Origin of the sequence: Sedimentibacter hydroxybenzoicus DSM 7310 (assembly GCF_013403245.1) — a bacterium.
Lineage (GTDB): Bacteria > Bacillota > Clostridia > Tissierellales > Sedimentibacteraceae > Sedimentibacter > Sedimentibacter hydroxybenzoicus.
Genome location: NZ_JACBNQ010000002.1, coordinates 104137 through 125881 on the forward strand (window position 1 = coordinate 104137; position 21745 = coordinate 125881).

The following is a 21745-nucleotide window of genomic DNA, read 5'->3' on the forward strand; positions in this document are numbered from 1 at the left end:
GAAAGGAGGGATATCAATGATAACTGTAAAGGGACTTCAAAAGAAGTTTAAAAATTTTTATGCCCTAAAGAACGTGGATATGCACGTAAAAAAAGGCGAAATATATGGCTTTATAGGCCCAAACGGCTCGGGCAAAACCTCGACGATGAACATTCTCGCTGGTCTCTCCCGCCCCGCGCAGGGTGAATGTACCGTGAACGGATTGGATGTCACAAAGCTTACTCATCCCGGTGATCTCAAAATCGGTTACCTCCCCGAGGATCCTAAATTCTATCCATGGATGACCGCGCATGAAACCCTTGACTACTTGTCCGGTGGGCGGAACACTGGACATACTGGAGAGATACTGAGGTGGACGGGATTATTGGATGCGCGGAATCGCCGCGTGGGCGGATTCTCTCGTGGCATGAAGCAGCGCCTGGGCATTGGTGCCGCTCTCATACGCAACCCGGAGTTGCTTATTCTTGATGAGCCATCCTCTGCCCTTGACCCTGAGGGAAGAAGCGAGGTGCTGCGCCTTATCAAGGACCTGAAAGGCATGGGTAAAACCATTCTGTTTTCCACGCATATTTTAGACGATGTGGAACGCGTCTGCGACACAGTTGGTATGATAGACGCCGGGCAGATGATGTTTGAAAAACCGCTTAGGCAGCTTCAAAAAGAGAATACGCAGCCTATTTTTGACATCATTCCTGCTCATTCAGTCGAGTCAAATATTTTAAATGCGTTGGAACGACTTACAGGTGTAGTATCCTTAACAAAATCAGAAGGATCCTTAACTGTCAAAGTAGCGGACAATACGGTTTCCGTATCAGTGATGAGGTTCTTGACAGATCATGAAATCGTGATAGAATCCTTTTCTCTGCGCAAGACGCGCTTAGAGGATTTGTTTTTGCATGGGGTGAACACGAAATGAGAACTGAGATTATCAAGGAACTGCGATATGCCAGAAGAAGTGGTCGAGTTTTGATTCTATTTGCGAGCTTTCTATTTTTTGCGTTGCTTACCCCCGTGATGCTAAAGGTGGTACTTCCAATGGTACTATCCGGTCAGCTTGCCGGGGAAGCTTCACAGGGCATTAGCGGCCTGACCGATATGACACAGCTTGACTGTATTCGTAACTATATGGACGATGTATTGCAGATCGGAACAATCATCATTGCTTTTACGCTGTGCGGACTTACAGCGTCTGAGATTCGGGATAATACATGGGTATTGCCCTTGTGCGCCGGTAAACGCTTCGGGCGGATGGTTGGTGCGAAACTGCTGGTTTTCGGTGTTCTGATGGTATTAATCCCCATCATAGCGCTGCTTGTCGATTACGGTTATTCCGGGTTTCTCTTTGGCTTTGAAATCGGCGTTATACCTATTTTATATGGCGGGCTGCTACAAGGAATCTATGTGTTATTTTTACTCTCCTGCCTGATAATGTGGGGTGTTTTATTGAAAAGGCCGATTCCCGCCGGGTTTTTGACGCTGGTAACGGCGTTTGGAATACACTTCATTTCTTCCTTGCTTCGATTTGGGAAGTGGACCCCTTCCGGATTGTTGGTTGAAGCACAGAAACTTATGCCGTCGGTTACTCCATCGTTACTTATCCCGATAGCTGTGACAGTGCTGCTCATCGTTTTTATGACGGCTCTTACCCTGTTGAGGCTCAGACAATTGGAGTGGAATGCGCGTGCCGAACGGTGAGAAGGTTATAAGGTGTAAGTATGAAAAAATTAAGAATACTCGAAGGTCATAGGATTTGGGTATGGTTTATCCTTTTATCCATACTGATTAGCTTGCTCGTTGCGCTGCTTTCCAGCAGTCTGCAAATCAAGCGGAATATGCGTGCCGATGCGACGCTTGATGAATTTAAGGCACATATGGATGAGCGTATTCCTGCTCTGATGAAGCAGTATCGTATTCCGGGCTGCAACATCGCGCTTGTGAAGGACAGCGAAGTCGTTTGGACACAAGGTTATGGGTATGCAGATGTGGCAAGCGGCAGAGAACTGACGGCCAATACGCCTATGAGCGTTCAATCCATTACAAAATCCGTTACAGCCTGGGGCGTAATGCGACTTGTGGAAAAGGGCTTGATTGACTTGGACGATCCGGTGTCGCAGTATCTGAAAAGCTGGAAATTTCCGCAGTCGGACTATCCGACAGAGAAAATTACAACACGGCTTCTTTTAAGCCACACTGCGGGGATGCCATTGGGGGATTTCACCAATGTCTACGCCCCCGGAGAAACAATGCCCTCTAACCGGGATGTGATGACGAGGGAAGCGGTGCTGACACGCGAGGCGGGGACGGGATTTTCTTACTCCAACACAGGCTATAATCTTTTGGAAATTTTAATTGAGGATGTCACGGGGCAAAGCTTTTCGGAATATATACGCACGGAAGTTTTACTCCCGCTGGGTATGAAAAGCGCCTTCTTTGATATACACACGGCAGCGAATCCTTATCCACCCACGGGGTATAACCTTAGAGGGAAACCGGTGCCGGTCTATCTCTATCCCTCAAAGGCTTCAGGCGGTCTGTTTGCCACAGCTCACGATATTGCTCGCTTTGCGGCGGCGGGGATGAAAGAAAACCCTGTGTTAAGTGATGAAAGTATCAAGCTGCTGTATGCTCCACAAAACCATAAAATTGGCATTTACGGTTTGATATTTGAGGCGTATGGATTTGGTCACTATATTGAAAAGCTGCCAAACGGTGCGCTCTCAGTTTCTCACGGCGGCCAAGGCAACGGCATCATGACGCATATGCAGGCTGTGCCGGAGACAGGCGACGCCATCGTGATTCTCACAAACAGCCAACGAAGCTGGCCTTTCATTGCATATGTTTTAAGTGATTGGGCGCAGTGGCGAGGGTTTCCTTCTGTCGGCATGGGAAGGATTATCTGGGGGCATTACGTACTCTGCGCTGTGATCGGTATGTTGATCTCAACAAGCCTTCTAATGGTATTTAGGCTGCTTATAAATTTTTATCAGCACAAGCGAACCAGTTTCAGACTGCTTCAAGTTGGTGCAGCATCTATCCTGCTCGGACTTCTAATTTGGTGCGCTTGCCAGAAATACTTATTTATAACTTCGGTTTTTCCGATTCTGTCCACGTGGCTTGGGGGCGCGACATTAGTGTTCTCCATAGCACTGCTGTTGTCGGCCTTGTTCCCCACACACCCAAGAAATACAGGCAAACTCTAATGCTGAATTTAGAGCCGGAGGTGTGTCTTCCGTTTTATTACTTGATATATTTCTGCAGCCACTTATCCTGTGACAATATATTTTTTATAATGAATATGAAATGAAAAGACGGATCAGAGGAGGATTGATCATGAAAAAAACAATAAACCAACGCCCCGTCATCCCATTTACTCTACGGTTTATTGCAATACACACGCTGACCTATCTGGTCTTCGGAATTTTCTTTATGCTGGTTAGCAGATATTTTGAATATTTCAAAAACGACCCAATATTTGAATTGGTGATGAAGCCCTCCGATTCATTGTACGTCGGGCTTGCGCCCCTTGCACAAGTATTGCGCGGTGCACTATTAGCACTTGCAATTTTTCCGTTCCGCGAGGTCATTATCGGGCGCAGATTTGGTTGGCTCAAGCTGTTCTTTTTACTGTTTGTGCTTACCAGTATCGGTGCGGTCATTACTGGTCCGGGGTCGATTGAAGGCTTCCTGTATACTCGATTTTCCTTCAACCCGCTCATCGGATACCCGGAAGTCGCCTTGCAAATGTTTGCGTTCTCTTGGCTATTTTGCCGCTGGCAGAACAAGCGCAAAATATGAAATGGGATGAAGCAATGAAAAATCTAAACCAAATCAATAAATGGGTGGGGTTACAATATGGACTACATCAATAGTAACAAACAAGCTTGGGAAGATGCCTTTGATAATAGTAGACCGGGCTGGGGTGAGAATCACCTGGAAAAGCTAATCAACCAAACACTTCCGTTTTTTAATCAAGATGTGATTGTTGAGCTAAAAGAAGTTGGGCTTGACGGCAAGACGATTGCACAGTTTTGCTGTAACAACGGTAGAGAATTGTTATCCGCTATGCAGTTAAACCCAAAACACGGCATCGGCTTTGACATCGCCGAAAATTTCATCGAACAGGCCACACAAATGGCGGCTAAAATCGGGCGTGCAAATTGCGAATTTATAGCCTGCAATCTCCTGGATATTGACGAAAAATATCATGGCAAATTTGACTTCATCTTCTTTACCGTAGGCGCAATCACATGGTTTGAGGACTTGGAGCTGCTTTTTTCTAAGGTCTCCAAGTGCCTATCCCCGCAAGGGAAATTGCTCATCAACGACTACCATCCGTTCACGAATATGCTACCCACGCCTGGCGAGGGCGCATACGACCCGAAACATTTGAATCGTGCGGTCTACTCCTACTTTAAGAAGGAGCCGTGGGTTGAAAATAACGGCATGAGCTACATTACTCCGGAGTACCATTCCAAGACCTTCACGAACTTTCCGCATACGCTGTCGGACATTATCAATGCTGTGATTCACGCAGGAATGTCCATACAAAAGCTGAGCGAGTACGACTATGATGTCGGGCTGTCAGATGTTTATAACAATAAGGGATTTCCTTTGTCCTTCATACTCGTCAGTGAAAAAATGGGAAGGGAGATTTGACAAATGGATCATGTTGTATATCTTGATGCAAAAGAAAAGGAATTGGACAAGTTCAAAAGTGGCCAGAAAAGCATGATTATCCGGGGAGCTGCCGGAAGAAAACTGCCCCACGGGCGGGTTCATCCCGGCGAGGTTTTATGGTTTGTTGAAAACAGCGGCGACGGGCTGGTGCGATGCTGCGCCACGGTAAAAAAGGTGTTTAGCTCAGAAAAGTTGACTGAGGAAGAATCTCAAAAGCTAATTTCAGATTATCAGGCAATGCTTTGTCTTACCCCTAATCAGATTAAGCGCTGGGGCGGCAAACGCTATCTTGTGCTGATTGAGGTGGAAAATTTGCAGGAAATCACACCTTTTGCAGTTGATCGGAGCAGCTACGGCAACATGGACGACTGGCTCCCCGTCGATAATATCGAACGCATAAAAAATAATCTCTCTGATTCCTGTTGGTAAAAGAGAGGACGAAGCGGATTACTTTCTTTAAAATAGAGATAGGAGATGATGGTATGGAATGGCTGAACAGGTTAAATGCAGTAATCGCGTATCTGGAAGATCACATAGAAGACGAGATTGACCTAACGCGAATGGCGCAGATTGCCTGTTGCTCCCCCTTTCACTTCCAGCGTATGTTTTCCTATCTGGCGGAGGTGCCGCTCGGGGAATATATACGCAGACGGAAAATGACAAGAGCGGCGGCTGACTTGCAAGATGACAGTGTGCGAATCATTGATGTTGCCTTAAAATATGGCTATGAATCGCCTACGGCTTTCAATCGCGCTTTTAAGAGCATACATGGAATCGCGCCTTCAAAAGCACGAAAATCCGGAGCGGTTCTAAAAGCCTACCTGCCCATCAGCTTCAAAATCACTATAAAAGGAGAGGTTGAAATGGATTATCGTATTGAAAAGAAGGACGAATTTAGAATCGTGGGAGCTAAAGAGCATTATGTTCTGAATGTGGAAGAAAATTTCACGCAGATTCCGGTATTCTGGCAGAAAACAGTGCAGAGCGGCATATTTTCGCAGATTTTAGAACTCGTGAATCAAGAGCCTAAAGGAATCATGGGCGTAACCAGCAGTATGAAAGGCAAGGATTTCGATTATTACATTGCCGCCCCCAGCGACATGGCTGTACCGGAAGGGTTGTATGAATATAATGTTCCGGCTTGCACATGGGCGATTTTTACTTGCATCGGTCCCATGCCAACGGCTATCCAAGCCTTGCAAAAGCGTATCGTCAGGGAATGGCTTCCGACTTCCGGCTATGAGTATGCCGATGCACCAGATATTGAAGTATATTTCGAAGGAAATCAACAGGCCGAGGACTATCGGTGTGAGGTTTGGCTACCGGTGGAAAAGAAATAAACGAGGTTCGCTAAGCCGACGGCTCTCTCACCAAGAGTACCAAAGTGGACGGCTGCGAGATAGGCGGAAACGGCGCGAGAAAGTTGAAAAATGCTACAAATATTAAGTAAAGCACAGCCGGACGGGAAATTTCCTGTCCGGCTGTGCTTTACGTACCCGGTTTGCCATGTAGGTTCACATCATATCCCTATGAACGTGTTCCCTTTGGTTTTCCGGGCTTTTGTTATTAAAGTGTTTGTTCGCCTTGTACCCCAAAAGTTAAAATCAAATTCCTGTTTGACGACACTATGTACAGATATACTTTCTACACCATCCTTTTGCAAGAATGCTCTGGACGATACTGGGGATGTAACGGAGAATAGGAAAACGAGGCTGACAAACGCCAGCCTCGTTCTTTATAGTTTGTTGTCAGCGATTCGCTCTCTCAAATTCTCAATTTTAGAGCGGATTGCTTTTATAGTACGTTCAAAGTCCACATCGCTTTTGCCGGTTGGGTCATCTAACCCCCAATCCTCCCTGTGCATACAGGGCAAAAAAGGACACTGCACATTGCAGCCCATAGTCACCACGATATCAACTGGGGGAATCTCCTCCAGCAGCTTACTGCGCTGAGTTCGCTCCATGTCGATGCCATAAATCTGCTTCATCAGCCGCACAGCATCCTGATTGATTTGCGGCTTTACTTCCGTTCCGGCAGAATAGCTTTCAAAGACATCAGACGCAAGGTGCTTGCCCAGTGCTTCGGCAATTTGGCTGCGGCAGGAGTTGTGTACGCAGATAAATGCTACTTTAGGTTTGCTCATACTGGAAACCATCCTTTCGTTTTGTTGGCGATTTTTACAAGCAACAGCATCACCGGCACCTCGGTCAGCACGCCAACTACGGTGGCAAGAGCCGCCGGTGAAGTAGTACCAAACAATGCAATCGCCACAGCGACCGACAGTTCAAAGAAGTTGGACGCGCCAATCATCCCCGCAGGGGCGGCAATATCATGGGGCAGCTTCAGCCATTTGCAAGCAAAATAAGCGATGAAGAAAATAAGGAAAGTTTGCAAAACAAGCGGCACAGCAATGAGTAGAATGTGAAGCGGATTATTCAAAATCACATCACCTTGGAAGGAAAACAGCAATACCAAAGTGAGCAGCAGACCAATGCTGGTGGCATTATCAAATTTATGGACAAAGGTGTTTTCAAAATACTCTGTGCCCTTACGATTTGTCACCAGCACACGGGTCAGAATACCGCCCGCAAGCGGAATGACTACAAATAAAATGACCGATAAAATCAGCGTGTCCCATGGCACGGACACGTTGGAAACGCCCAGTAGGAATTTCACAATCGGCACAAAGGCAACCAGAATAATCAAATCGTTGGTTGCTACCTGTACTACGGTGTAGGCAGGGTTTCCTTTGGTGAGCGTGCTCCAGACGAACACCATCGCTGTGCAGGGTGCCGCACCCAAGAGTACTGCACCCGCCAGATACTCCTTGGCGAGGTCAGGGGCAATCAAGCCCTTAAAAACCACATAGAAAAATAGCGCGGCGATACCGTACATGGTGAACGGCTTGATGAGCCAATTTGTCGCCCAAGTGACAAACAGCCCCTTTGGATTTTTACCCACATTTTTGACACTCTGAAAATTCACCTTCATCATCATGGGATAAATCATCACCCAAATGAGGATGGCGACCGGAATGGACACTCTGGCATACTCAAAACGGCCTAAAAATGCAGGAACGGCAGGTGAAAATTTGCCAATCAACACGCCTGCCACCATACAAAGAGCGACCCACACGGTCAAGTATTTTTGAAAGAAGCCAATGCTTTGTGATTTTTCATTTGCCATAACTTTACCCTCGTACCTTTTGCAGAATTTTAACGACCTCGTCCTTTTTCAAAACCTTGCCAAAGGAAACGACCTTGCCGTCCACAACCAAAGCAGGAGTTGTCATCACGCCGTAAGCAGCAATCTGTGTAAAGTCCGTCACATGGTCAATGGTGGCATCCATGCCAAGCTCTTTGAGCGCTTCCAAGGTAGCCGCTTCCAGTTGATTGCACTTTGCACAGCCCGAGCCAAGCACCTTGACGGATGAACCGCTGACTTTTGCTTTTTCGGCTTCCGCAATCGTTTCTGTATTGCAGTCACCGCCACAGCAGCAACCGGAGCTTTTTGCTTCTTCGGCAGCTTTCTTTGCAGCAATTTCGAAGGGATTGCACATTCCGCCGCAATCACACTGCACCAGTTCTTCCTCTGCATTTTTCTTTTTACCAAAACCAAACAATGCCATAATAAAATCCTCCTAAAATTTATTCTTAGAAACCTATAAAAACAAGCAGAAACCGATGTGCGCAATCACAGCGTTCATGACGATTTTCAAAATGGTGCTTGCTTTGCCATACTTCTCATTTCGTGAAAGCTTTTGCACAAAGCCGATAGAGGTTCCCGCAATCACGGCGACAATTCCGCACCCAATGAAATAGCGCAGGAGCAAAAAAGCGCCTCGTGCAAGGCTGGCACAACGATTTTCAATATCCTTTGTTTACTCATCCGCAAGTACCTCCCGAGCAGCAACCGGTCTTCACAGCTTTTCCCTCAAAGAAGTTTTTGAGATTTTCCGGAAGTGAATACGCGCCGCAGTCACAAACGGGCTGCACTATGCCGAACACAGTTCTTAGAATTCCTTCGGCCAGCATGGCTTTGGGTGGTACTTCATAGGCTTGACCTTTGTATGCAAAGGTACGACAGGTCACATCGGTTCCGCTGATTTCACCACAGCAGCCGCAGATGTTTTCCGCAACAGGTCCGCAGATATCCTGCCCATTTACCCGAATGGTGGGCGATGCAAGGAATCGGTAGTGCTCCGCCAGTTCTTTTGTGGCGATCTGTACCTTTTGAAGCCGCATGGTATATCCGGCAGCCTCCAAAGCGGGCGCGATACTGCCCAAAACTTTTTCCAGTACCGCATCGGCGCCGATACAGCGGTCACAGGTATTGAGATCAAGATAGAGATATTCCACAAGCACAGCCTTGGAGGAATCCTCCTCACAAGCCCCGCCGCGGCAGCAATCTACGCTTTTTTCTGCAATGCATTCGCCGTTTGGTGGTGTCCAGCCAGTATCATCGCCTACATAGGAGATGGCGCCTGCCGGACACTTGTTGCCGCAGCCGTGGCAACGGTCAATGCAGTTTCCGGGTTTCATCACCACAGGGGATGGGGCTTTTGCCTTGTTATAAACACCGTGGGAGCAAAAATCCACACAGGTTCCACATTCGGTGCAAGCAAGATAATCGATGACTGGATACCAGTTTTTAGCCATTTTCTTTCCCTCCCATTAAACCAGTAGATACTGGAAAATATTAAACAGATAGCCAACAATAATAATGCCGATGGTGCAGATGGCAATAAATGTGCCCAACAGCTTCGGCTTTACCGCCTTGCGTAGCATGATGATGGAGGGCAGGGAAAGCGTTGTGACGGCCATCATAAAGGAGAGAACGGTACCAAGCTGCGCGCCTTTGTAGAGCAGCGCTTCGGCCACCGGAATCGTGCCGAAAATGTCAGCGTACATGGGAACGCCAAGCAGAGTTGCCAGCACAACGCCGAAAGGATTATGGCTGCCCAGCACCGTCTCAATCCAGCTTTCAGGAATCCAGTTGTGGATGATAGCTCCGATACCCACGCCAACGAGAATGTACGGCAGGACTTTTTTGAAGGTTGACACCACCTGATCCTTGGCATAAAGGACACGCTCTTTGCGGGTTAAATCAGGCGATTCAATATCTACGCCGCTTGCCGAGCGAATGAATTCCTCCACATAGTTTTCCATGTGAAGTTTTTCAATCAGCGTACCGCCAATGACCGCAATAACCAGGCCCACAAGCACATAGACGATAGCGACCTTTGTGCCAAAGATGCTCATGAGCAGAACGAGCGACCCAAGGTCTACCATGGGTGAGGAAATCAGAAAGGAAAAAGTCACACCAAGGGGCAGTCCAGCGCTGGTAAATCCAATGAACAGAGGTATGGAGGAGCAAGAGCAAAAAGGCGTTACCGTGCCAAGTAGTGCTGCCATGATATTTGCCCACACGCCGTGAAAGCGGCTCATGATTTTCTTGCTTCGCTCCGGCGGGAAGTAGCTTTGAATGTACGAGATGATGAAAATCAGCACGCAGAGCAGTACGGTGATTTTTAGTACATCATAGATAAAGAATTGAACGCTTCCACCAATTCGTCCTGTTACATCAAGACCGAACAGCGAGAGCAGATTACCGATTAGGGCGTTGAGCCATTTCATTCCAAGCACTTGGTCTTGAAAGAACAGCCACATATTTTGAAGGATCTCCATAGGGTAAGCGCCTCTCTTTCTAAAATTCAATAGTCATATCAAAAAATATTGATATGTTGTGCCGAATAAAAGCCACCTTCCATCAGATGGCCGTTATTGATTGCAACAACGAGTATCTTCAGCGGTTGCATTGGGGGTGGTAATTGCTTTTAACAGGAGCATGGCCTTGTGGCTGCCCTGTTCACTGATTTTATAATGTGTCCATTTGCCTTCCTGTCTGCTTTCAACAATACCCGATTCACATAAAATCTTCATGTGATAGGACAAGGAGGACTGACCGATTTCCATTTGATCAATGAGCATGCAGGCGCATTTTTCACCGCTGCGCAGCAGTTCCAAAATGGCAAGCCGCTTTTCATCGCAAAATGCCTTAAATACATTAGCGTTCTTCTCCGGAGTAAGCTCCAACGTTTATCACCTCACATCAAATTATCTTGATATGATATAGTATATGCTTCATATCAAAAAATGTCAATATGAAAGGAAGCGCTGTTTATGAAAATTAAAATCCGTTCACCGACCTAATGCAAGGATACTCTGGACTATTCTTGGCATGTAGACAAAGCAAGAGCCGTCGCGTCAAGTTAGATGCAACGGCTCAATTTCGTGATAAGTCAGATTTTATTGTGTAGGTGAAGTTAAACACTAACAGAGGGTGTGCTCATACCTTTACACAATGTTTTCACCCAAAATAATTTTTGGCATAGTGGTTAAGCATCTGTTCCACCGCTTGTAAAAATGCTCTAACCCTAACTTTGACACCCTTGCGTGAGTTTCTTCATCTCTAACAGTCCAATGTAAAACATAAGTGACTTTGCCTACATTGCGTGTGAGGCGAACAGGCAATGCCCCTTCTTTAACGGCATTAAAATCTGTTTGGCGGTGGGTGCGTTTGATATATCTAACTTCAATAACACCATCCTGCTCCATATAAAAGGCGGCAACCTCTTTCATAAGTTGCTCAATTTCCTCTTGCTTTTCAATCTTTGCCTCATAGATACAAATTTCATTAAACATTTATTGCACCACCTCGCACATTATATAAACTTGCTCACCGAGCGTTAATTTCCCATGCTACCGTTTCACAAAAGTTTTACACGGTAGATATATAAAGTGAGTTTACCATAGTAAATCGGAACTTTCAATCAAACAAATATGAACAATGGAAAGGACACAGATACTATTAAAAAAGTCCGTTCACCACCCTTATGCAAGGATACTCTGGCAGATACTTGGAATGTAAGGGATAGTCGCATTTACATCAGAAAACAAGGGGAGCGGCACGAGTCGCTCCCCTTGTTTTCCTAAAATGATTTCTACTCACTCTTTCTCCTTTTCCGACCCCAGCTCTTTCCCAAGCTCAAGCACAACGCCGTCGTCACCAGAGATAAAAAGTTCCTCTGTTTTTTGCTGCGCACGCTGAAGCAACGAAATGGCATCCGTCACATCGTTGAACAGCGAATCATACATTTTTCTGTAATCTGCCACGTAATTGACCTCCTAAAATTATTTCGGTGGCCACCGTTGTGTGGTATTGAAACTCTGAAGGAGCTGATTGTCAAGTTGTTTTTGAACTATTCTCAAGTATTACTCACTGCTCGAAATCTGGCAAACAAGATTTTTATATATTAAGGGAGGTGAATCTCAAGTGTTTATATGGGATTTTGTCCTTGGAACCGTGATGGATCAGATTATCGAATGGCTCTATGGACAGGTGGTTGGCTTTCTTGCCGACTTTTTTGCACAGATGGGAAACATGGGCATGGAGCTGTTCGAAATGAATTGGGTACAGTCCATCGTCCTGTTTTTTTCTTATCTGGCTTGGGCGCTGTATGGAACCGGACTTGTGGTCTCGGTATTTGAAACCGGCATTGAGTACCAGCATGGCCGGGGCAGCGTGAAGGATGCCGCCTTAAATGCCCTCAAAGGCTTTATGGCGGTGTCCCTTTTTACAATCCTGCCGGTGGAGCTGTTCAAGCTCTCGGTCAATCTCCAGAGCAGCATCACGGCGGGGATCACCGGCTATGGAAGCAGCTTTGGTGACCTTGCAGGAAATATCATTGCCGAGCTTGGCAGCTCGCCGGATGTCGGCGGTGCCATGGGCTCCGGCGTCTTCGGAGGCCTGGCAGTCATTACAAGCCCCATCTTGACGCTCTTTATAATAATCATGATGGGCTATGCGGTCATTAAAGTGTTCTTTGCCAACCTGAAGCGCGGAGGTATTTTGCTGATACAGATTGCCGTGGGCAGCCTGTATATGTTCTCCGTTCCTCGCGGGTATCTGGATGGATTTATCCAATGGAGTAAGCAGATCATCGGCCTGTGCCTCACCACATTTTTGCAGGCCACCATCCTTGCCGCGGGGCTTATGGTACTGCGAACCCATGCCCTGCTGGGTCTTGGGCTGATGCTGTCAGCCGGAGAAGTGCCAAGGATTGCCGGGGCCTTTGGCTTGGACACCAGCACGAAAGCCAATCTGATGAGTGCTGTATATACCGCACAGGCGGCTGTCAGTACCACCCGCACCATCGTGCAGGCGGTGGCAAAATAACTGAGAAAGGAAATAGACTATGAAATTAATCTATGTGGCGTCCCCCTATGCCGGGGACATCCAAAAGAATACCGAGTTTGCCAAGAGAGCGTGCCGCCATGTGATGAATGAGGGGCATGCTTTTTTTGCGCCCCATTTGATGTATCCGCAGCTCCTCAACGACGCCAATCCCCATGAGCGGCAGACCGGACTCGACATGGGCATTGCCATGCTATTCCGTTGCGATGAGTTGTGGTGCTATGGTGACCGGGTCTCACCGGGGATGCGCCTTGAAATCGAGGAAGCGGGCAGACTCGGAATCCCGGTGTGCCGGGTAATGGAACAGGAAAACGGCTTTGTCATAGACAGAGTAAAAGACAATGTACCGGCCGAGGCTCCCTTGTTGGCAATGGGTATGGTCTGATGATGACGATGGGGAGTCTCTTTGATGGGATCGGAGGCTTCCCCCTTGCCGCTGTCCGCAACGGTATCGCTCCCTTATGGGCAAGTGAAATCGAAGCCTTCCCCATCGATGTGACGAAAATACGATTTCCCGAAATGCTCCATGTCGGGGATATTACAAAGCTGGACGGAGCAACTCTGCCGCCTGTGGATGTTATTACGGGCGGCTCGCCCTGTCAGGATTTATCGGTTGCAGGTCAGCGTGCTGGCTTGGCGGGAGAGCGCTCCGGATTGTTTATGGAGCAGACACGGATCACGAAGGAGATGAGAAAAGCCGATGAACAGCGAAACATACCAGCTCACCTTGTTCGACCTCGATACCTCGTTTGGGAGAATGTCCCCGGAGCCTTCAGCTCCGCAGAGGGGGAGGACTTCCGGGCGGTCATCGAGGAGATCGTCCGCATCAAAGACAGTACCTGTGATGTGCCTCGACCTGAGTCCGGGCGCTGGGAATCTGCTGGGGCTGCCATTTTGGGAGATGAATTCAGCCTGGCTTGGCGTGTCATGGACGCACAATACTGGGGAGTCGCCCAGCGTCGCCGCCGCATCTTCCTTGTCGCAGATTTTGGAGGCACAACCGCACCCCAAATACTATTTAAGCAAGACAGCCTGTTTGGGGATACTGCGGAGAGCCGAAGCCAGAGGGAAGGAGCTGCCGCCTCAGCTCAAGGAGGCCCTGATGATACAGGCCGGAATTGCCTGACCCCATGGGATGTGCAGAGCCGCCGCATCTTTGAGGAAACCGGAACATGGCCCTCTCTTTATGGCGGCGAAGGCGGCGGTCATGGATACATCAGGACAGAAGAAAAAAAGGTGTCGGGATTTGACGGTTATAACGGTGATTTAACCGGGGAGCTGGCTTCTACTCTTGGTGTTAACTGCGGAATGTCTACCGGAAGAAACGGTGTAATCACATCAACCACCTTTGCCGCTAACCAACGTGACGAGGTGCGGGATCTGCACGATGTCGCCGGAGCAATACAGGCCCAGCCGGGCATGAAACAGCAGACTTTTGTAGCGGATACGGAAAAAATCAACGCCTTTCATGTGAACCAGAGAGATGAGGTCATCGACCTTGATGGCGTATCCGGCGCACTGCTGGCAACCCGCAATATGCAGATGCAGACCTTTGTCACTCAGCAACCGCTGGTCTGCTTAAACGACCACGGCGGGGAACGGATGGACATCACCGAGGAAGTGACGCCCACACTCCGTGCAGGCATGGGCAGGCATCCCCCGTTGGTGGCACAGCCCAACTGTCTGAATGGATGGGATACACAGCAAAGCCGTGTGTTCACTCCGGAGGGTGTGGCGCCGACTCTTGCCGCCAAAGGGGACCCCGGCGAATCGTCAGATTCGTTGGGGAGAGGAGGTGCAACGGAGCGTGTGGATTTCGGGTGCGAAGCGCCCGAAGAAACTGAGCGAAGTTTGCAACGACGAGGCGGCGGGGGCAGAAACCCGGCGGGGCTTCTGTTTGCGGCAGGAGTGGTCAGCAAGGGCGATGGCGATTGCTTTTTAACACCCGAAACCCACACTTCGCTCACCAACGGCGGCGGGCAGGCCGGACAGGGCTATCCCTGCGTGCTGACTGCGGGATTCTGCGGCAGCGCCAGTGCCGAGGCCAGAGGAATCGGCTACCAGGACGAGTGTTCACCTACCATTAAAACCGGCACTGCTCCATCGGTGCTCTGCCTCAACGATCAGGGCGGCAGCCAGATGCACTGCACGGAGGATATAACAGGAACCCTTCGTGCCCAGGAGCATGGACATCAGCCGCTGGTCATGGCAACCCAGCAGGGCGGCGCGGAAATTGGCGAGGGCATCTGCCCAACCATTACATCGGCCGCAGGAACCTCCGGCAACAACCAACCTGTGCTGTTTGATAACCATGCCAAGGATTGCAGATATACCGGGCCCTTGGAGGTAGCGCCTACTGTAACATCAACCTACGGTACAGGTGGGAATAATGTCCCGCTTGTGGGAAGCCCTGTTGCCTTTTCCCTTGACTCCAAGGAATCCAACAGCATGAAATCAGCCAATCCCCATTCGGGATGCCGGGAAACGGAAGTTGCCAGAACCATCGACACCACCAATCCGGATCCCAGTAAGAATCAGGGGGGCATCGCTATATTGCAGGAAAGTATCTGCATCGCAGGCAACACCATTGACCGGCAACCGGAAAACGGCGGCAACGGATTGGGCTGTCAAACGGATGTCAGTTACACCATTACCACCAGCGACCGCCATGCGGTGTGCGAACCATATCAAGAGGTCGTCGGGGCCCTTTGCCGCGGTGATGAGAAAGGCATCGGCAGCCAGTATGTCAGCCAGGACAAGTGCATCGTGGAAAATCGCAACCTCATTCGCAGGCTCACCCCTCTGGAGTGTGAACGGCTTCAAGGCTTTCCCGATGGCTGGACGCTGATACCGGGAGCATCCGACTCTGCCCGCTACAAGGCACTTGGTAACAGTGTAGCGATACCATGCGTGGATTTTGTCCTCCGCGGTATCGCATATTTTTTGCGAAAAATTCATGAGGAACAGGAGGAAACACCCCCATGTACATCTACCCCGACAACTTAAAATCAAAGGCTACCCTGTGGCTGTGGGAACTGCGGGATATCGGCATCATTGGTGTCGGATGCCTGATTTCTGTATTCGCTCTTTCCCAGCTTGGCTGGCTGCCGCCCATCGTCCTGACGGCACTTTATGCTTTTTTATCCATACGCTTTGAGGATGTGAGCATCCTCGATTTTATCCGTTATGCCGCCACTTTCCTTTTCGGGAAGCAGCAGACCTATGAATGGAGGGCGTGATATGAACAGAAAAAAGAAACAGGAGGCCAGGGAAAAAGCCTCCACCCGCCAGCTCATGGGCATTGAGGACATCACAGGCCACAGCCTTGTAACTCCTCACGGCGAGCTGGTATTTTTTATGATAAAACCTACTAACATCAGCGTACTGTCCGATTCCAGCATTGGTGCAAGGATTTATGCCCTTATGAATGTGCTGAAGGGGATCTCGGATATTGAAATACTGTGTCTGAACAGCCGTGAAAACTTCGAGGGCAACAAGAGCTATCTCAAAGCCAGAATGGAGGCCGAGCAGAACCCTGTCATCCGCAAGCTGCTTATGCAGGATATGACAGCCCTTGACCGTATGCAGGTGCAGATGGCAACAGCGCGGGAATTTTTAATCATCATCCGTCTGCGGGGCGAAAAAGAAAAGGATGTGCATCCCTATCTTTCCCGCATTGAAAAGAGCCTCAAGGATCAAGGCTTCACAGCACACAAGGCGGATGAATCAGACTTAAAACGCTTACTGGGTGTCTACTACGAGCAGAACGTAACAACAGAAAAATATGAGGATTATGACGGAGAAAGGTGGGTGATATTTGGTGAGTAAAATCAGAAAAAAAGAAATACCGGAGGCTGAGCGAACGAAAATCAAGGACTTCCTCGACATGGTTGCGCCGGGTATCATTAAGTTTAATACGGACCATTTTGTGTGCGGCAACACCTATCGGTGTGTCTGGGCGCTCCGTGAATATCCGACTGCCACCGACGAGCAGGCCATCCTGCGCCATCTCGGAGAAAAGGACGGCGTAACCCTGCGCATCTACACCAGACAGGTAACGGCAGCCGAGGAAAAGAAAATCATCCACAATGCCGCCAATAAAAACCGTATGGATAAGAGCAACACCAATGACCTTCAGCAGACGGTCACCGCTGAAAGCAACTTGCAGGATGTGGTCACATTGATTTCCTCCATGCACCGAAACCGTGAGCCGCTCCTGCACTGTGCTGTTTTCATCGAGCTGACAGCTCACGATATCGACGCTCTAAAACTGCTCCAAACCGATGTGCTGACCGAGCTGGTTCGCTCAAAACTCAATGTGGATCGTCTCATGCTCCGCCAGCGGGAGGGGTTTCTCTCGGTCGGTCCGGCAGGACGGAATGTGTTCGGCAGCCAGTTTGAGCGTGTGCTTCCGGCAAGCTCTGTGGCAAACCTCTATCCCTTCAATTACTCCGGCAAGACCGACCCTCATGGATTCTACCTTGGCAGAGACAAATTCGGCTCCAATATCATTGCGGATTTCGATAAGCGTGATGATGACAAGACGAATGCCAATGTGTTGATCCTCGGAAACTCTGGTCAGGGCAAGAGCTACCTTCTTAAGCTCATTCTCTGCAATATCCTCGAATCGGGCAAGGCTATGCTTTGCCTTGATCCCGAGCACGAATATGTGGAGCTGGTTGAAAATCTTGGCGGCTGCTTTATCGACCTCATGTCCGGCCGGTATATGATCAACCCACTGGAACCAAAAACCTGGGATGAAGGCGGCAGCCCGGAGGATACCGATGCACCTCAGGCATTCCATGAATCCACCAAGCTCAGTCAGCACATCAGCTTTCTCAAGGATTTCTTCCGATGCTATAAAGACTTTTCTGACCGTCATATTGACGCCATTGAAATCATGCTGGGCAAGCTGTACGAAAAACACGGCATCAGCGACAGAACCGATTTCAGGAGGATGACGGCTGCGGATTATCCCATCTTGTCCGACCTCTACGGTTTCATTGAGAATGAGTACAAAAGCTATGATAAAACCAAGCATCAGCTTTATACCGCAGAACTTCTGCAGGAAATCCTGCTGGGGCTACACTCCATGTGTATGGGTGCTGAGAGTAAATTCTTCAACGGCCACACCAATGTAACCTCTGACCGCTTCATTGTGTTCGGGGTTAAGGGACTGCTGCAGGCCAGTAAGAATGTCAAGAACGCCCTGCTATTTAATGTGCTTTCCTTCATGAGCGATAAGCTGCTGACCGAAGGCAATACCGTTGCCGGTATTGATGAACTGTACCTGTTCCTGACCAATCTGACTGCCATTGAGTATATTCGCAACTTTATGAAGCGTGTGAGAAAGAAGGATTCGGCAGTAATTTTAGCTTCTCAGAATCTGGAGGACTTCAACATTGAGGGTATCCGGGAGCTGACCAAGCCGCTGTTTTCTATCCCGACCCACGCCTTTCTCTTCAATGCAGGCAACATCGACAAACAGTTTTATATCGATTCCCTCCAGCTTGAAGAAAGCGAATACAACCTCATCCGTTTTCCCCAGCGTGGTGTCTGCCTCTACAAGTGCGGCATAGAGCGGTATAACCTTGCAGTCCACGCCCCTGTCTATAAGGAAAAACTCTTCGGAAAAGCAGGTGGCAGATAATGAAGAAGGGAGAAAAAAACATGGACAGACTACAAAATCATAAGGAAACGAAAGCAGGACTCCTGGATGATATGCTATCTTTTATCCGCTACACTCCGAATCGGGAAGCGGATATCTTGGCTTTTATGGAGAAATACCAGAAAGCCGAAAATGAAGAACGGTCCGAAATCTTAGACAGCCTGCGATGCTGCATGGACGGAAAGGAATACCCCAATCCCTACGCAGGTGGCTATCATTATACACCGGAGGATGTGTCCCTGATGGGAAAGATTTTAGACGAATATATCGACGATCTCATATTAGCTGAGGATGATCCCGCCGCAATTTCTGAATGTGTTCGGGATACGGTCTTAAAAATCAATGCCCTCAATGAGGAATGTGACCGGTCTTTGATTGATACTTGGCGAAGGGAAAGGCTTTGTAGTTTTATCAACTCCGCCGCTGAAATGGCAGGACTCCTACATGAAAAAGACCACACCCTGCAGCACAGGATGTGGTAAAGGCGGTGGTTAAATGGAGATACAGGGTCAGGATTTCGGAATTGAAATTGAAATGACCGGCATTACAAGGAGCCGTGCCGCAGAGGTGATTGCCGAATATTTTGGCACAGCCAAGGAATATGAAGGCACCTATTACGATGTTTACTATGCCCGTGACAGCGAGGGGCGCAAATGGATAGTCATGAGCGATGCCAGTATTGACTGCCAAAGAAAAGAAGACCGGCGGAAAGTAAGTGCTGATAGAAGCTACAGCGTGGAACTGGTCAGTCCCATCTGTCAGTACAAAGATATTGAAGCTGTGCAAGAGATGATCCGAAACCTGAGAGAAGCAGGTGCTTTTGTAAACTCCTCCTGCGGCATTCACATCCACATCAACGCCGCTCCCTTTGAAGCACCAAAGCTGCGTAATCTGGTCAACATCATGGCGGCCAAGGAGGATATGATTTATAAGGCACTGAAGGTTTCACGAGGCAGGGAAAGCAGCTACTGCCAGAAAATTGATCCCGTCTTTTTGGAGCAGATGAATCGAAAAAAGCCTTCCACCTTAGAACAACTTAAACGTATCTGGTACAATGGCGATGATGGCAGCCGGGAGCATTATCATTCCAGCCGCTATCGCTGTCTCAATCTGCACAGCGTGTTTCAAAAAGGCACTGTAGAATTCCGTGCTTTTAATGGAGACTTGCATGCAGGAAAGATTAAAGCCTATGTCCAGTTCTGTCTTGCCATCACCGCACAGGCTCTTAACCAGCGGTCGGCAAGTCCAGTTAAAACCCAATCCACCAACGAAAAATATACCTTTCGTGTGTGGCTTTTGCGGCTTGGCTTGATTGGGGATGAGTTTAAAACAGCCCGGAAGCATTTGCTGGATCACTTAGAGGGATGCATCGCATGGAAAGACCCGGCACAAGCAGAAAGACAAAAAGAACGGCTGCGGGAAAAGCGTGAAGCGGAGCGAATACAAGCCGCAGAAGCAGAACAGCAACCAACTGAAGAAATTGTTTTGGAAGCGGAGGATGAAGAATCCCCCGCTTTTACTATGTCAATGTGAGGGAATTCATATGAAAAACAAACTGTATATTGCCTACGGCAGTAATCTCAATTTGCCGCAGATGGCTGGGAGATGTCCCACCGCCAAGGTGGTTGGGGCTTCTGCAATTAAGCATTATGCCCTTGTGTTTCGGGGAGGCAGGAATGGCGCAGTGGCGACTATTGAGCCTTGCGAGGGTTCTTCTGTTCCTGTTTTGCTCTGGAAAATCACCCCGGAAGATGAGGCTGCCCTTGATATTTATGAAGGGTTCCCCCGGTTTTACGACAAGGAAACCGTAGAGCTTTCGCTGGATGACAAGCTTGTTTCTGCTATGGTCTATATCATGACTCCGGGACACAGGCTGGGCTATCCGTCAGATTTTTATTACAACACCATACTTGAAGGTTATAAAAGTGCAGGATTTGACCCCTCTGTTTTAGAGCAGGCAATCGATTATACCGAGCAGCTCATGGGAAGCGAGCCGGAGCCGGAACAACAAAATCTGTTCGGCTTTGACGGCCTCAAATGGTGGTGACGGCATGGCAGATCCCGCAACCATTACGGCTGTTGCAAAAGCAGCCGCTGCCGTACTCTCGGATGAACACACCCGAAAAACCATCGGATGGATCATCGCCGCCATTCTGTCCCCGCTCATCTTAATCATCGTACTGGTCTGCGCCCTGCTCTCCGGCACCGCAGACCACAACAACACGGCAGTGGATCTGTGCTTTCATGGCGGTGTGATTCCGGGAAGTATGCCCGCGGATTACAGGGAATACATCGGAGATATGCGGCAGAGCTTCACCCTCATAGACGGAGCCATAGCCACCGTCAACGCAGATATGGAGGACAGCAACGGCCTTGATTCCGTGCGAGTCAAGGCGATTTTTTATTCTCTGTTCTTCGGTGCAGAATCTCCCTCCCGGTTGGAACACCGAAGATATGTGGACTGCTTTGTCACCTACGAGGAACGCACTCGCACTGTGGAAAATGAGGATGGCACGACCTCGGAAGAAACCTATACTGTGGCCGTTCCCATTCGGGAGCTGGCTGTGGTATACGCAAATATCACTTCCGCCATAGGCGTATCTGCCACCCATGAAAGCCAGGTCAATGCTACGGAGATATACTACCGTGTACTTTACGGCAGACCGGCGCCCACCTATGGCGATGCGTTCGACCAATGGTCGGACGGTCTGCCCCTTTCGTCCGCACCGTTTATCGGGGCGGACGGTTTCTGTTCTCCTCTGGGTGAGGACTGGCGGAGCATGGTCACCTCCGAGTTCGGTTACCGCAAAGACCCATTCACAGGGCAGACCAAAGGTCATGGCGGCATAGATCTCGGCGCACCAAAAGGCACTTCGATCCGTGCCGCACTGCCCGGCACAGTTTATGTCGTCCGCTATGCAAACAGCGGTTACGGCTATCATGTGATGATCGATCACGGCGGTGGCTTCGTAACCTTATACGCCCACTGCTCCAAAATCCTTGCCACCGAAGGACAACAGGTGGAGGCGGGAACGATGATTGCCGAGGTGGGCTCCACCGGCCGTTCCACGGGAAATCACTTGCACTTTGAAGTCAGGATTGGCGGAGAAAAACAGAATCCAAGAAGCTATCTGCCATGATAAA

25 protein-coding genes are annotated in these 21745 nt (G+C 48.9%); 17 read left to right on the forward strand and 8 right to left on the reverse strand.

Annotation, left to right across the window (positions count from 1 at the left end; genetic code table 11):
• Window positions 1-16: 16 nt before the first annotated feature.
• The 7 genes from HZF24_RS03065 to HZF24_RS03095 all read left to right on the forward strand — a co-directional run bounded on the left by HZF24_RS03065 (window position 17) and on the right by HZF24_RS03095 (window position 6017).
• Window positions 17-916 carry an ABC transporter ATP-binding protein gene (locus HZF24_RS03065; protein ID WP_179236813.1) on the forward strand — a complete coding sequence of 300 codons (900 nt, stop codon included), beginning with the start codon at window positions 17-19 and terminating at the stop codon, window positions 914-916.
• A complete protein-coding gene (locus tag HZF24_RS03070; protein WP_179236814.1) occupies window positions 913-1695 on the forward strand; it encodes a hypothetical protein in 783 nt (260 codons plus the stop codon). Before HZF24_RS03065 ends, HZF24_RS03070 begins: the two co-directional genes overlap by 4 nt.
• A 20-nt stretch (window positions 1696-1715) precedes the next feature.
• Window positions 1716-3200 (forward strand): serine hydrolase domain-containing protein, encoded by a 1485-nt coding sequence (locus tag HZF24_RS03075; protein ID WP_179236815.1) that lies wholly within the window; start codon window positions 1716-1718, stop codon window positions 3198-3200.
• Between the two features lie 130 nt (window positions 3201-3330).
• A complete protein-coding gene (locus tag HZF24_RS03080; protein WP_179236816.1) occupies window positions 3331-3795 on the forward strand; it encodes a hypothetical protein in 465 nt (154 codons plus the stop codon).
• A gap of 57 nt (window positions 3796-3852) precedes the next feature.
• Window positions 3853-4656 carry a class I SAM-dependent methyltransferase gene (locus HZF24_RS03085; RefSeq protein ID WP_179236817.1) on the forward strand — a complete coding sequence of 268 codons (804 nt, stop codon included), beginning with the start codon at window positions 3853-3855 and terminating at the stop codon, window positions 4654-4656.
• A 3-nt stretch (window positions 4657-4659) separates the two neighbouring features.
• A complete protein-coding gene (locus tag HZF24_RS03090) occupies window positions 4660-5106 on the forward strand; it encodes a hypothetical protein (RefSeq protein ID WP_179236818.1) in 447 nt (148 codons plus the stop codon).
• A gap of 53 nt (window positions 5107-5159) precedes the next feature.
• Window positions 5160-6017 (forward strand): AraC family transcriptional regulator, encoded by an 858-nt coding sequence (locus HZF24_RS03095; protein WP_179236819.1) that lies wholly within the window; start codon window positions 5160-5162, stop codon window positions 6015-6017.
• Window positions 6018-6412: 395 nt separating this feature from the next.
• Here HZF24_RS03095 and HZF24_RS03100 read toward each other — a convergent pair whose 3' ends face one another.
• The 8 genes from HZF24_RS03100 to HZF24_RS03135 all read right to left on the reverse strand — a co-directional run bounded on the left by HZF24_RS03100 (window position 6413) and on the right by HZF24_RS03135 (window position 11852).
• Window positions 6413-6820: an arsenate reductase ArsC gene (locus HZF24_RS03100; RefSeq protein WP_179236820.1), complete on the reverse strand. Its 408-nt coding sequence runs from the start codon at window positions 6818-6820 to the stop codon at window positions 6413-6415.
• Window positions 6817-7863 carry an ACR3 family arsenite efflux transporter gene (gene arsB / locus HZF24_RS03105; RefSeq protein ID WP_179236821.1) on the reverse strand — a complete coding sequence of 349 codons (1047 nt, stop codon included), beginning with the start codon at window positions 7861-7863 and terminating at the stop codon, window positions 6817-6819. Before arsB ends, HZF24_RS03100 begins: the two co-directional genes overlap by 4 nt.
• A gap of 4 nt (window positions 7864-7867) precedes the next feature.
• Entirely contained in the window at window positions 7868-8305 is a 438-nt protein-coding gene (locus tag HZF24_RS03110) for a thioredoxin family protein (protein ID WP_179236822.1), read from the reverse strand.
• 256 nt (window positions 8306-8561) lie between these two features.
• A complete protein-coding gene (locus tag HZF24_RS03115; protein ID WP_179236823.1) occupies window positions 8562-9335 on the reverse strand; it encodes a DUF2703 domain-containing protein in 774 nt (257 codons plus the stop codon).
• Between the two features lie 15 nt (window positions 9336-9350).
• On the reverse strand, window positions 9351-10364 hold the full coding sequence (locus HZF24_RS03120; RefSeq protein ID WP_179236824.1) for a permease: 1014 nt from the start codon (window positions 10362-10364) through the stop codon (window positions 9351-9353).
• Window positions 10365-10457: 93 nt separating this feature from the next.
• Window positions 10458-10772, reverse strand: coding sequence for an ArsR/SmtB family transcription factor (locus HZF24_RS03125; protein ID WP_179236825.1), 315 nt, complete (start codon window positions 10770-10772; stop codon window positions 10458-10460).
• 261 nt (window positions 10773-11033) lie between these two features.
• On the reverse strand, window positions 11034-11381 hold the full coding sequence (locus HZF24_RS03130) for a hypothetical protein (RefSeq protein WP_018213991.1): 348 nt from the start codon (window positions 11379-11381) through the stop codon (window positions 11034-11036).
• 303 nt (window positions 11382-11684) lie between these two features.
• Window positions 11685-11852: a hypothetical protein gene (locus HZF24_RS03135; protein ID WP_179236826.1), complete on the reverse strand. Its 168-nt coding sequence runs from the start codon at window positions 11850-11852 to the stop codon at window positions 11685-11687.
• Window positions 11853-12012: 160 nt separating this feature from the next.
• Here HZF24_RS03135 and HZF24_RS18895 point away from each other — a divergent pair, with 160 nt between their 5' ends.
• Genes HZF24_RS18895 through HZF24_RS03185 form a run of 10 tightly spaced genes read left to right on the forward strand, consistent with a single transcriptional unit; the run spans window position 12013 to window position 21741 of the window.
• Complete coding sequence (locus HZF24_RS18895) at window positions 12013-12915, forward strand: conjugal transfer protein TrbL family protein (protein WP_322790711.1); 903 nt, start codon at window positions 12013-12015, stop codon at window positions 12913-12915.
• A gap of 19 nt (window positions 12916-12934) precedes the next feature.
• Entirely contained in the window at window positions 12935-13318 is a 384-nt protein-coding gene (locus HZF24_RS03145; RefSeq protein WP_179236827.1) for a DUF7768 domain-containing protein, read from the forward strand.
• On the forward strand, window positions 13318-15939 hold the full coding sequence (locus HZF24_RS03150) for a DNA cytosine methyltransferase (RefSeq protein WP_407695743.1): 2622 nt from the start codon (window positions 13318-13320) through the stop codon (window positions 15937-15939). The genes HZF24_RS03145 and HZF24_RS03150 overlap by 1 nt, the downstream gene beginning before the upstream one ends.
• Entirely contained in the window at window positions 15915-16172 is a 258-nt protein-coding gene (locus HZF24_RS03155; protein ID WP_179236828.1) for a hypothetical protein, read from the forward strand. The genes HZF24_RS03150 and HZF24_RS03155 overlap by 25 nt, the downstream gene beginning before the upstream one ends.
• Window position 16173: 1 nt before the next feature.
• Window positions 16174-16761, forward strand: a complete 588-nt coding sequence (locus tag HZF24_RS03160) for a hypothetical protein (protein WP_179236829.1) — start codon at window positions 16174-16176, stop codon at window positions 16759-16761.
• Window positions 16754-18583: a VirB4 family type IV secretion system protein gene (locus tag HZF24_RS03165; RefSeq protein WP_179237134.1), complete on the forward strand. Its 1830-nt coding sequence runs from the start codon at window positions 16754-16756 to the stop codon at window positions 18581-18583. Before HZF24_RS03160 ends, HZF24_RS03165 begins: the two co-directional genes overlap by 8 nt.
• Complete coding sequence (locus HZF24_RS03170; protein ID WP_179236830.1) at window positions 18583-19083, forward strand: hypothetical protein; 501 nt, start codon at window positions 18583-18585, stop codon at window positions 19081-19083. The genes HZF24_RS03165 and HZF24_RS03170 overlap by 1 nt, the downstream gene beginning before the upstream one ends.
• Window positions 19084-19096: 13 nt before the next feature.
• The gene (locus HZF24_RS03175) at window positions 19097-20134 is read left to right on the forward strand and encodes an amidoligase family protein (protein ID WP_179236831.1); all 1038 of its coding nucleotides are present in this window, start codon (window positions 19097-19099) and stop codon (window positions 20132-20134) included.
• 10 nt (window positions 20135-20144) lie between these two features.
• Entirely contained in the window at window positions 20145-20648 is a 504-nt protein-coding gene (locus tag HZF24_RS03180) for a gamma-glutamylcyclotransferase family protein (RefSeq protein WP_179237136.1), read from the forward strand.
• 4 nt (window positions 20649-20652) lie between these two features.
• A complete protein-coding gene (locus HZF24_RS03185; protein WP_179236832.1) occupies window positions 20653-21741 on the forward strand; it encodes a M23 family metallopeptidase in 1089 nt (362 codons plus the stop codon).
• Window positions 21742-21745: the final 4 nt, after the last annotated feature.